The following is an 11,573-nucleotide window of genomic DNA, read 5'->3' as shown; positions in this document are numbered from 1 at the left end:
CTGGTCGAGGGGAAAGCGGGTCGGCGGACACCAGGTGCTGTCGGAGGCGGAACAGCAGGCGGTGAGGCGGGCAGCGCTCGACCACCGGCCGTGTGACCTGGGACTTTCGGGGCGCTTGTGGGCTCGGGGCCAGATTGGCGCGCTCATCGCGAAGCTGTGTCGGGTGAGGATGACCGAGCCGCGGGTGGGTACGTACCCGCGCCGCTGGGGCCTGTCGTTCCAGCGTCCGGACAAGCGCGCGGCCGAGCAGGCTCCGGAAGCGGTCCGCTTCTGGCGCGAGCAGACCTGGCCGGCGATCCGGGACCAGGCAAGGCAGAGGGCGGCGGGGGCGGGGACGCTGCCGGAGCACCAGTGCGCCGGTGGGGAGGTGGAGCGCGCCGGAGACGGCCGCGGCAGCGGCTGAGCCCTCCAGTCCGGGCAGGCGCCGGCCGACGGTGCGGTTGAGCAGGATGTAGCAGCCCCAGCACACCGCGGCCAGCAGCGCCAGACCGATGCCGGGTAGTCGGTGGGGGTCCGGCGGCCCGTGATTGGTCTTCCTCGCGCAAAGGCCCCCCGTTTGTGAGAGCGGTCGCGGATCAGGCTCCGGCCCGCGCTTCCGTGTCGGGGAGGTCACCAAGGGAGAGGCGGGAGCTCCACCCGGTCTGCCGGGTGGGCGGCGCTTACCCCGGGCACACGACCATGCCGGTTCACGGCGTGCCGGACACCAGTCCGACCCGGTAGGTGAGGACGACGGCCTGGACGCGGTCGCGCAGGCCGAGTTTCGCCAGGATTCGCGACACATAGGTCTTGACGGTCTCGGGCGTGATGAACATCGCCGCAGCGATCTCCGCATTCGACAGCCCCTCGGCGATCAGCTGGAGCACTTCCAGCTCGCGGGGGGTCAGCGCACGCACGACGTCCTGCCTGGCCGGCAGGGAGGTGTCGGCCGGTCGCAGGTGCTGGGCGAAGTGGCCGATGAGGTGGCGGGTGACGGCGGGTGCCAGCAGGGCCTCACCCCGGGCGACGGTCCGGACGCCGTTGACGAGCTCCGCCGGAGGCGCGTCTTTGAGGAGGAAGCCGCTCGCTCCGGCGCGCAACGCGTCGTAGACGTAGGCGTCGACGTTGAACGTGGTGACGACCAGTACCTTCGGCGCGTCTTCGGTGTCGGGACCGGCCAGTTGCCGCGTCGCCTGGATGCCGTCGAGCAGGGGCATCCGGATGTCCATCACGACCACGTCGGGGCGCAGCCGCCGCGCGGCCTGGACCGCCTCGTGGCCGTTCTCGGCCTCCCCGACGACCTCCATGTCGGGCTGCGCGGAGAAGATGGTGACGTAGCCGGTCCGCACCAGCGCCTGGTCGTCGCAGACGAGCACACGGATCGGTGGCGGCGCATCGCTCACGGGGTCACTCCTGAAGGGACTTGGACGGAATCGTGGCGCGGACCTCGAACCCGCCCTCGGGCCGGGGACCGGCCTTCAGTTCACCATCGAGCATCCGCACCCGTGCACGCAGCCCGGCCAGCCCTCGTCCGCCCGCAGAACCCGGTTTCCGCGTGACCGGTGCGGTGACTGGTCCGTCGGTGGTCACCTCGGTCTCGATGTGCTCGTCGCCGTGCCGGAGCAGGACCCGTGTCGGCTTCCCGGCCGCGTACTTCATGGCGTTGGTGAGCGCCTCCTGCACCACCCGGTACGCGGCCAGTTCCACGTCCACGCTTCTTGGCCGCCGCTCACCCTGCTCGCTGAACTCGACCGGCTGACCCGACCTGCGGGCCTGCTCGACCAGGTCCCCCACCCGTCCCAGGGCGGGTGCCCGGCCCGCGCGCGCCGGGTCCGCGGACGCCGACTCGCCGGTCGCCTCCAGGACGCCGAGCAGGTACCGCAGCTCCGTCAGCGCCCGGCGGCCGGTGTCGCTGACGGCCGTCAGTCCCTCGCCGGCGCGTTCCGGCGCGGACGTGAGCAGGAACTGCGCCGCGTCGGCCTGGACCACCATGGCCGTCACGTGGTGGGTGACCACGTCGTGCAGCTCGCGGGCGATCCGCGCCCGCTCGGCGGCCGTGGCCACCTCGGCGGCCAGCCGCCGCCGCTTCGCCTCTTCCGTCCGCCGTGTGCGCACCGTGCTCCCCACCAGCCAGACCGCGGCCAGAGCCAGATAGAACGCGAGGTAGTCCGGTGTTGACTGCGGTGAGCCGAGGCGGTCCAGGACGACGGCCAGCACGGCGTAGCCCGCACTCGCCACGACGGCCAGACCGTGGCGGAAGCGGATCTGATGGGCCCCGGCGGAGTACAGGGCCGCATACAGCCCCACACTCGCGAACGTCGTCGCGAAGCCCAGCGCCTGGTGCACGGCGAACGCGCCCGCGACGACGGCCAGACAGGCCGCGGGCCACCTGCGGCGGACCGCCAGCGGCAGGGTCTGGGCCAGGACCAGCCCGACGCCCAGCACGTTCGCCGACCGCTCGGGCAGATCGCCGATCTGCGCACCGAGGTTGGACAGGGTCGGCACGAAGGCCAGCAGGGTGAGCGCCAGGGCGAGGACACCGTCCTTGAGGAAGGCATCCCGCTCCCGCCACCGGTCGAGCGGCGCCCGGAGCAGCGGGAGGCTCCAGGGCACCTGGCGAGGCATCACTTCGGTTTCCTCCAGTCGGCCTGTCTCAGCGGCCCGCGCGCCGGCGGGTCTTGATCCCACCGTTCCGGCGGGCGAGGACGAGCATCGGGACGGCGAGCGCCACGCCGATGAGGACGGGCACGATCGACGTCTCCAGGCCGAAGCTGCCGCCGGTCAGGAGGGCGGGGCCGTGGATGTCGACGGTGAACAGGCCCTCGGGGGTGTGTCCGGAGACCGGGATGCCGAGCAGTTGCTCCGTGGTGTTCCAGGCGAAGTGCAGACCCACGACGAACCAGATGTTACGCCGCCACAAGAACGCGGCTCCGAGCAGGACGCCCGCCTCCAGAGCGATCGCCAGTCCGCTCCACGCGCTCGCTCCCGGGGCGCCCAGGTGGGAGACGCCGAAGAACAGCGAGGTGATCACGATGGCGGCCCGGCTGCCCCACAGCTGCTCCAGGGCCTGCAGGGCAAGACCGCGGAACAGCAACTCCTCGGTGACCGCAGCGCCGATCTGCACCGCGACTGCGGTCCAGACGACCGGCAGGAAGCCGTTGCCCGCCCAGGAGAACGAGTAGCCCCCGAACGCCGTGACCAGGAGGGCGGAGACGAGGATGAAGCCCAGGCCGATCCCGCCGCCCAGCAGCACCTCCCGGCCGGCTCCGAGCCGGGCGATCTCCGGCGTGGAGCGTCGTGCGACACGGCGCATGACCAACCAGTACACGGCCACCGCGGCGGCCGCGCCCAGCACCGGCACCGGGCCGGGTCCGGTCGCCGTCAGGCCCGAGACCAGGCCGACGCCGACCATCCCCGTCAGCATCCAGCCGAGCGGAGAGCGCGTGATCCGGCCGAAACGGCCGCCGCGTCCGTCGCGGTCCCCGTCCGGGCCGGAGCCTGTGTCGTGCTGTGCGGCGGACGTCGTTCCCATGGTGGCCTCCCTGTAGTGGTCGCAGCTGCGGCGACCTGACGACCACGCTAGGAATCCGCCGACGTCCGCGAATCACCCGCGCATGGACAGCTCCTGTAGCTCTCACGGGGGATGCGCCACTCGCGCCCGCCCGCTCGGCCCGCTCCGCCACGGGACGCAGCCGAGGCACGAACAGGACCGGGCGGGGATGTGAGGTGCACCACGCCGGAGGCAGTCCCGGGTTCAGCGGGACGCAGGGCACGCGGGCGTCACCGCTGGCCACGGCACGTGGGGGGAGCAGATGAACTGTCATCGCACTCACGTTCCGTCCACGGTCGATGATCACTGGGTGATTTTCTTGAGGGCTCGTGAGTCTGGAGCCCGGAAAATCGACAGGGTGGTGTTGAGAGTTCAACCGGGCTCTTGTGCGGGCCGGCTCGCCCGCACCCGGCCTTGCCGCCCCTCAACGACGACGGGGAGGTGAGCGCACCATCTGGAGGACCGTGTGAGCGACGGCAACGTCAGCACCGGCATATCGCCCCAGAACGGCAGTCACAACGAGACCGTGGACGACCTCCCTGGCCTGCCGCTGGACTTCGAGGCCTTCTACCTGGGCCACCAGGAGTTCTTCCACGCCTTCGCCGAGATCCACCTCGGCAGTCGGCGGGCCGCCGAGCAGGTGGTCCACCAGGTTTTCCTGGAGATCCTGGGCGGCTGGGAGGAGTTGTTGCAGCAGGACGACCTCGAGCAGCAGACGCTGGCGGTTCTCCACCGGCGGGTCACCGACCGCCTGCGGCGCGAGGAGCGGCCCGCGGCGTTCGTCATCAACGCCCCCATAGCCCACCACCTCCAGGCGGTCCGCAACCAGCTGGAGCTCGCCACCGGTTTCAGCGGCCTGTACGAGGCGATCTATGAGCTGCCCACCCGTCAGTTCACCGTCATCGTCCTGCGCTACCTGCTGGGCTACGACACGAAACAGATCGCCGGCTACATGGGCCTGGACCCCCGCACCGTCGACTACCACGGCCGCAAGGGCAAAGAGCGCCTCCGCGTCCAGCTGCGCCTGCCCGCCGTGCCCCGCAAGACCACGAAAGGAGCCGGGCAGTGACCACCATCGACGACCTCCTGGCCGACGCCCGTGTCCCCACCACCCCCGCCACTGCCACCGGCTTCGACATCGGCGCCGCCCTGCGCCGCCTCGCCGCCGACGCGGCCCGGGCCACCCCGGCCCCGGACCTGGCCCGCGCCGCCCAGGCCGCCCAGCGCCTGTCAGTGCTGTGCCGCTGGATCCTCAACAGGCCCGGCGCCGCCGACCACGTGGACCGCCTCGCACAGGACCCCGACACCCCGGCCACCACTGTGGACCACCTGGACGTCGACGGCGCCCTGGTCTTCGCCTGCCTGCTGCACCTGACCGACCACCGCGAGTCCGCCCAGTTCTGGTGGCAGCTGGCCGCCGGCGCCGGTCACCGTGCCGCCGCCTACTGCCTCCACCTGCACCATCTCGCCCTGAGCGAGAACAGGGAGGCCCACCACTGGCTCCACCAGGTCACCGACACCGTCCTGGACTCCGAAGCCCCCGACGAGGCGTTCCTCGCCTCCCTGGAAGCCCTCGCCCGCTATGTCGGAGACCACGGCTCTTCCCGGGCCGGCGGTACCACCGGCGGCCTGGAGATGGAGGTCGACCGCCTGGCCACCCACGTCACCGGTTCCTGCATCATCGTCAGCCGCCCCGACCGCCGCCTGGCCGATCGCCTCCACGCCCTCACCCGCCGCTGACCTGACAAGACAGCAGGGCAGAGCAGAGGAGCCCTCACCCCGGCTCAGGTTCCCAGGCCACTGCCGGAAGGGCTCCCCGCGATCCAACGCCCCCAAGACGAAGGGAACGTCTGCCATGCACGATAACCCTGGTCGCCTCCCCGCCCGCAAGCACCCGGGAAACTCTCACCGCCTCGTGCGGTGGGTCCGCCGGCGCCACCGCGCAGCCCTCGGCCTGATGCTGCGCGGAGCCTGTTACGGCCTGGGTACCAGCGCGATCAGCCTCACCGCCTTCTGGCTCCAGCACCGCTCGTGAACCGCTGACGAGCCCGCCCGCCTGCCGTGCTTGTGCCGTCGGCCCCGCACCGCAGGCGGGCGGGCTTCCACGTGTACGCGTGACCGGGCATCCTGTGCCGGAGAAGGCCGACGGTGGTGCAGTCACGGCCCGGCGTCCACGGGGGGCTGGCAGCCGGCGGCGGACGCCGCGGAGATCCGGCTTGGCCGCGTCTGGCTGCTGCTCCAGGGAACCGACCAGGTACTCGGCCGGCACGAGCCCGCCCCGACCTGTGCGGTGGGCCGCAACGTACAGAAGGGCCCGGACACGCTCGGCCGGACGATCGCCGGCGCGGTGGCGACCGAACTCGGACGCTTCACCGTGCGCGACGTACTGAGCGGGCTGCCCACTCCGACGCCGTCGCCGCAGGGCGAGTAGCCACCCCCTCGCCGGGCACCGGGCGGCAGGACCGCCTCGCCCCGCACGGCTGCCTCTTCTCGATCTCGCGCAGGACCGGAGCCGGCCGTTGACCGGTATGCCGTGCGGGCTGCCATCGGCGCTGATGAGCGTCCGGCCCGCACGGCTCGTCACGAACGCGGCAGCAGCGCCGGCGCCGGGCACCCTCGGGCGACGGCTCGAACGGCGCCTTCTCCGGCACCACGACGGTGGCAGGGACGCTGCCCGGCCGCGCAGCCCCGCGGTATGCCCGGTGCGGTGGGACGCGGGCCGGTTCGTAGTGTGCGGGCACCAGGACGGGTGAGTGGCTGGTCCGGGCGCACCAGGCGAAGACGGCGGCGGGGGACGATGCCCGGCGGGACGCCGGAGGGGAGTGTGGGAGGCGCGCGGATCTCGCGCGTTCCCCCTTGCCCGGCGGTGTCTGGAGTGATCGACAAGTGGCGGTATTTCGGGCTCCTCCATGTCCGGGGCCGAGCCGCGGAAGGCGTTCGGCCTGCCGGATGGGCGCTTCCCGCGGAGCGGCTCACAGGGAGCCGAGGTCCGCATGGCGCCGTACGCCCTCGGTCGGCACCGAGTCGGCCGTGAGGACCACGGGCGAGGAAGCCCCGCGACCACGCGGCATGTGGTGGCGGGAGGAAGCGATCACGGCGGCGGCGTTCGCCTTCCGCTGCCGGTGCGGGACCGGGCGCCCCCGGCCGCCCTCGTGGCCACGGCCGCGGTCGGCGCGCCGGCCGGGCGGTTCGGCCCGCCGGCGTACCGACGCGGTCTGCGATCCCCCTGACAGGTGCGCCACGGGAGCGCGGCGCACGCCTCAGCAGGTCCGCGCACGTGCCCACAACCGACGATGAGAAGGACGTCCATGTCCGAAACCCCGGTCTCCCCGGTCCGCCTCGGGAAGCTGCCGATCGCTGCCCTCGGCATCCTGGCACTCGCCCTCGGCACCCTGCAGTCAGTGGTGGAGCCCGCGCTTCCGCTGCTGCAGCGTGAGTTGGGGGTCACTCCTGCCGAAGGGGCACTCGTTGCCAACGCGTTACTCGTCACCGGCGCGGTCGCCGCGCCCGTAGCGGGCAAACTCGGCGACCGCTACGGCGGAAAGCGGGTTCTGATCCGGCTGATGGCCGTGGTCTCGGCCGGCGGCCTGCTGGCCGGCCTGGCGCCGAACCTGCCGGTGTTGCTGCTCGGTCAGGTGCTGCAGGGCGTGATGGTCGGCGCGCTGCCCCTCTCCTTCGTCCTGGTGCGCACACACCTCCCGGCGGGGCGGACACAGGTGACGATCGGACTGGTCGTCGCGCTGTTCACGGGCGGCAGCATGGTGGGCATGCTGGTCGCCGGGCCGATCGCGGAAGGGCTGTCCTGGCACTGGATGTTCGCGCTGCCGACGATCGCGATCATCGTGTCGACGCTGGCCGTGGCACGGCTGATGCCGCATGACCCGCCGATCCGGTCGGACGACAGGATCGACTGGGCCGGCGTGGTCCTGCTGAGCGGCACGCTGCTGGCGTTCATGCTCGGGCTCGTGACGGTGACGAGCGCCGGCCTGCCGCCGCTCGCGGTCGGTGCCATCGCGGTGGTCGTGGCCGCCCTCGCGACCGGATGGGTCGCCGTCGAGCGCCGGGCGGTCTCGCCGATGGTCGATCTGCGCATGCTGGCGAAGCCCGCGATGTGGAGCGCGTGCGTGCTCACCCTCGTCATCACCACCAGCGCGGGGATGGTGCTCTTCCTGCTCCCGCAGCTGTTCGCGGTGTCGGCCGACGGGTACGGCTTCGGAGCCGACACCACCCAGATCGGACTGTTCCTGCTGCCCGGCGCCATCGCCGGGGCGCTGAGCGATTCGGTCGGCGGGGTCGCGGCGCGGCGTTTCGGTTCACGTGCCGTGGTCGTCGTGGGCACCCTCGTCACGGCGGGCACGATGATCGCCCTGGCGTCGCTGCACACCGCGGCATGGCAGCTCGTCCTGGCGAAGGTGCTGACCGCGTTCGCCGCGGGCGTCGCCACCACGGCGCTGCTCGCCGGCACCGCCACCGCCGTCGAGACCGGGGACACCGGCATCGCCACCAGTCTCCTCGTGGTGACGCGCGTGATCGGCGTCGCCCTGGGCGTCCAGATCGGCGGCGTGATACTCGCCGCCGGGGCCGACCCGATGACGGGCCGGCCGACCGAATCGGCCTTCGTCACGGGGTTCGTCACCACCGCTCTCATCACCGCACTGTCACTGCTCGTCGTCCGTGTCACCAAGAAGGGAGTCCAGGCATGACACCTACCGGTCTGTCGAAGGACGTGGGGACCACCGCGAAGCGCGAGGTTCTGGTCTCCGGGGCCGGTGTCTCCGGACCCACGCTGGCGTACTGGCTGCACCGGGCCGGATTCGCGGTCACCGTGGTGGAGAAGGCCGGGGCACCGCGCGACGGCGGTTACCCGATCGACGTCCGCGGTACCGCGCTGGAGGTGGTCCGCCGGATGGGGATACTGCCGCGGCTGCGGGACGCGCACATCGACTCGCGCCGCTGCACTTTCCTCGACGCCGACGGCGGTGAGGTGGCCTCGGTCGACCCGCGCGCCGTTGCCGGCGGTGCCGGGGGACAGGACCTGGAGGTGCGTCGCGGGGATCTGGCCGCGCTCCTCCACGCGCTGGTCCGCGACGACGTGGAGTTCCTGTTCGGCGACTCCGCCGAAACCCTCGACCAGCACGAGGAAGGGGTCGACGTCACGTTCCGCAGCGGACGGCAGCGCACGTTCGACCTGGTGGTCGGCGCCGACGGTATGCACTCGCACACCCGGGAGTCCCTGTTCGGACCCGAAGAGCGGTTCCACCACTACCTCGGCTACTGCTTCGCCGTGTTCACCATGCCGAACACCTTCGGGCTCTCCCACGAGATCGTGCTGTGGAACACCCCGGGGAAGGCCGCGGCCCTCTACGCCGTCGGCGACAGCGACGAACTGCACGCGCTCCTGAACTTCCACCAGCCGGAACCGCCGTTCGAAGCCCTCCGGAACCCCGGTGCCCAGCGGGACCTGGTCGCCGCGGTCTTCGCGGACGCGGGATGGGAGGTCCCCGGCATGGTCGGCGCCATGCGCGACGCGGACGACCTGTTCTTCGACACGACCGGCCAGATCCGTATGCCCCACTGGTCCAGCGGCCGCGCCGCGCTCGTCGGTGACGCCGCGTACGCACCCTCGTTCCTCACCGGACAGGGCACGAGCCTCGCGCTGGTCGGTGCCTACATGCTCGCCGACGCCCTGGCCGCGCACCGGGACCACACCGCGGCGTTCACCGCCTACGAACGCGGCGTCCGCGAGTTCGTCACCATGAACCAGGCACTGGTCGGCAGGGGGGAGGCCACGCTCTTCCCCACCACGGCGCAGGCCCTGGAGCAGCGCAACGCCATGCTGCGCGACCTCGTCACCATGCCCCCCGCGGCAGCGCCACCGGCCCACTCGGCCCTCACGCTGCCCGGTACCGCCCTGACGCCGTAAGCGCTCCGCGGCCGTCCGAGGGAACGGCCGGCGGCGCCCCGCGGACGGCCGCGGGGCGCAGCCGGAGGTCCCCGGGTACCGGGCTTACGGCAGCCGGCCGCCGTCGCCGTCGGGGCCGGCCTGGGCCAGGCCCGTCCGGTAGGCGATGACGACGAGCTGCGCCCGGTCGCGGGCCTCCAGCTTGGTCATGGCGCGCTGCACGTGGGCGCGGACGGTGAAGGGGCTGAGGAACATCCGCTCGGCGATCTCCTGGTTGGACAGGCCGGTCGCGACCAGGGCCACCATCTCGCGTTCGCGCGGGGTGAGCGCGGCGAGCTGTTCGCAGTGGCGCGACGGGGCGGTGTCCGGGGTGGCCAGGAAACGGGCGACCAGGGCACGGGTCGCGGCGGGGGACAGGAGAGTGTCGCCCTCGGCGACCGTGCGCACCGCGTCCGCCAGGTCCTCGGCCCCGATGCCCTTGCCGATGAAGCCGCCGGCCCCCGCGCGCAGCGCCTGGGCGACGTACTCGTCGGTCTCGTACGTGGTGAGGATCAGGATGCGGCAGGCGCGCAGTTCCGGGTCCGCGCAGATCTGCGAGGTGGCGGTGAGACCGTCCACCTCGGGCATCCGGATATCCATGATCACCACGTCCGGACGCAACTCCCGGGCGAGCCGCACCGCCTCCCTGCCGTCGCCGGCCTCGCCGACCACGGTGATGTCGTCGGCGGAGTCGAGAAGCAGCCGGAAGGCGCCGCGCAGCAGGGCCTGGTCGTCGGCGAGCAGCACCCGGAGCGTCACGGCACGTCCCCGTCCGCTCCGCCGCCGTTCCGTCCGCCGCCTGTGGCCCCGTCGGCCATCCGCTTCTCCTCCTTCTCCCCGGTCTTCTCCCCGGTCTTCTCGGCGGGTGCCGCTCCGCCGGTCCTCCGCGCCGTGTCCCGGGCGCGCGGGAGGGGCAGTTGGGCGGACACGAGGAAGCCGCCCTCCGGGCGCCTGTCCGCGAAGAGGTGCCCCCCGACCGCGGCGGCGCGTTCCCGCATCCCGATCAGACCGTAGCCGGGCGGACGTTCCGACAGCGCGGACGCGACCGGCGCCGTACGGGCGTCCCCGCCGTCGTCGGTGACGGTGACGGTGACATGATCGCGGTTCCAGCCCAGACACACCCGGGCGCTGCCGGCGCCGGCGTGCTTGGTCACGTTGGTCAGGGCCTCCTGGACGATGCGGTAGGCGGTGAGGTCCACCGCCGGCGGCAGCGGCCTGGCCGTGCCCTCCTGGCGCACCGACACCTCCAGCCCCGCGCGGCGGAAGGACTCCAGGAGCGCCGGGAGTCGGGACAGCCCGGGCGCCGGTTCGGCGTCCCCGGACGCGTCCCCGGACTGGCGCAGCAGACCGACCGTGGCCCGCAGTTCGTCGAGCGCGTGACCGGTGGTCTCGACGAGTTCCCGCAGGCTCCTGCGGGTCTGCTCCGGGCGGGTGTCGAAGAGGTGGGCCGCGACCGTGGCCTGGGCGTTGGCCAGGGTGATCTGATGGGCCACCAGGTCGTGCAGTTCCCGGGCGATGCGCACCCGTTCCTCGGCCACCCGCCGGCGCGCCTCGTGTTCCCGGCTCTCCTCGGCCCGCCGGGCCCGCTCCTCCACGGCCGCCAGGTAGGCCCGCCGGTTCCGCACCGAGCGACCGAGTACGCCGGCCACCAGCGGGAACGTCGCCACCACTCCCACCCTGCTCGCGTCCTGCCACGAGAAGTTCCCGGACTGGGAGACGGAGGCGGCCAGCAGTACCGCGGAGCTGAGCGACACCGCGCCCGCCGCGCGCCGTTCGGTGCGTGCGACGAGCGCGTAGGAGTAGGCGGTGATCACGGCGGGGGCCATGACGAGCGGGTTCAGCAGGAGGTCCAGGGGCTGCACCAGCACGCCGACCGCGGTCGTGGCCGCCAGGGCGGCCGGGGGTGCCCGGTGCCGCAGTGGCAGCACGGCACAGGACAGCACGGCGATGAGGTAGGCGGCGACAGGCGGTGCTGACAGTGTGTCGTCGACCCGCACCGTGCCGCCCAGCAGACAGAGCGCGAACGCCGTCGCCGTGATCGCCCCCTCCCGCCACCACGCGCCGCGTGGTCGCGGGAGGGAGCCACCCGGTTTCGTCATGGCCGGC

The 11,573-nt window shown here is 72.7% G+C and carries 10 protein-coding genes and 2 pseudogenes; 6 read left to right on the top strand and 6 right to left on the bottom strand.

Features of this window, described 5'->3' with window-relative positions; translation table 11 throughout:
• Window positions 1-169: 169 nt before the first annotated feature.
• Window positions 170-223: pseudogene (locus V1L54_RS29565) on the top strand (hypothetical protein); the annotation flags it as partial.
• A gap of 84 nt (window positions 224-307) precedes the next feature.
• Here the strand turns inward: V1L54_RS29565 and V1L54_RS26640 are convergent.
• The 4 genes and pseudogenes from V1L54_RS26640 to V1L54_RS26625 form a co-directional block, all read right to left on the bottom strand.
• Window positions 308-496 (bottom strand): annotated as a pseudogene (locus V1L54_RS26640) (EamA family transporter); the annotation flags it as partial.
• Window positions 497-686: 190 nt separating this feature from the next.
• Window positions 687-1,379: a response regulator gene (locus tag V1L54_RS26635; protein ID WP_330120698.1), complete on the bottom strand. Its 693-nt coding sequence runs from the start codon at window positions 1,377-1,379 to the stop codon at window positions 687-689.
• 4 nt (window positions 1,380-1,383) lie between these two features.
• Window positions 1,384-2,601 (bottom strand): sensor histidine kinase, encoded by a 1,218-nt coding sequence (locus tag V1L54_RS26630; protein WP_443076800.1) that lies wholly within the window; start codon window positions 2,599-2,601, stop codon window positions 1,384-1,386.
• Window positions 2,602-2,629: 28 nt separating this feature from the next.
• Window positions 2,630-3,508 carry a CPBP family intramembrane glutamic endopeptidase gene (locus V1L54_RS26625; RefSeq protein ID WP_330120696.1) on the bottom strand — a complete coding sequence of 293 codons (879 nt, stop codon included), beginning with the start codon at window positions 3,506-3,508 and terminating at the stop codon, window positions 2,630-2,632.
• A gap of 484 nt (window positions 3,509-3,992) precedes the next feature.
• Here V1L54_RS26625 and V1L54_RS26620 point away from each other — a divergent pair, with 484 nt between their 5' ends.
• From V1L54_RS26620 to V1L54_RS26600, 5 genes are all read left to right on the top strand, one after another.
• Window positions 3,993-4,595, top strand: a complete 603-nt coding sequence (locus V1L54_RS26620; protein ID WP_330120695.1) for a sigma-70 family RNA polymerase sigma factor — start codon at window positions 3,993-3,995, stop codon at window positions 4,593-4,595.
• Window positions 4,592-5,266 carry a hypothetical protein gene (locus V1L54_RS26615; RefSeq protein ID WP_330120694.1) on the top strand — a complete coding sequence of 225 codons (675 nt, stop codon included), beginning with the start codon at window positions 4,592-4,594 and terminating at the stop codon, window positions 5,264-5,266. Before V1L54_RS26620 ends, V1L54_RS26615 begins: the two co-directional genes overlap by 4 nt.
• Before the next feature lie 550 nt (window positions 5,267-5,816).
• Complete coding sequence (locus V1L54_RS26610; RefSeq protein ID WP_330120693.1) at window positions 5,817-5,957, top strand: hypothetical protein; 141 nt, start codon at window positions 5,817-5,819, stop codon at window positions 5,955-5,957.
• Window positions 5,958-6,834: 877 nt separating this feature from the next.
• Window positions 6,835-8,229 (top strand): MFS transporter, encoded by a 1,395-nt coding sequence (locus tag V1L54_RS26605; RefSeq protein WP_330120692.1) that lies wholly within the window; start codon window positions 6,835-6,837, stop codon window positions 8,227-8,229.
• Entirely contained in the window at window positions 8,226-9,449 is a 1,224-nt protein-coding gene (locus V1L54_RS26600) for an FAD-dependent monooxygenase (RefSeq protein WP_330120691.1), read from the top strand. Before V1L54_RS26605 ends, V1L54_RS26600 begins: the two co-directional genes overlap by 4 nt.
• Window positions 9,450-9,533: 84 nt before the next feature.
• Here V1L54_RS26600 and V1L54_RS26595 read toward each other — a convergent pair whose 3' ends face one another.
• Window positions 9,534-10,226, bottom strand: a complete 693-nt coding sequence (locus tag V1L54_RS26595; RefSeq protein ID WP_330120690.1) for a response regulator transcription factor — start codon at window positions 10,224-10,226, stop codon at window positions 9,534-9,536.
• Entirely contained in the window at window positions 10,223-11,566 is a 1,344-nt protein-coding gene (locus V1L54_RS26590) for a sensor histidine kinase (RefSeq protein ID WP_330120689.1), read from the bottom strand. The genes V1L54_RS26595 and V1L54_RS26590 overlap by 4 nt, the downstream gene beginning before the upstream one ends.
• Window positions 11,567-11,573: the final 7 nt, after the last annotated feature.

The organism is Streptomyces rubellus, from assembly GCF_036323805.1.
Lineage (GTDB): Bacteria > Actinomycetota > Actinomycetes > Streptomycetales > Streptomycetaceae > Streptomyces.
This window is presented reverse-complemented; position numbering and strand designations above follow the sequence as displayed.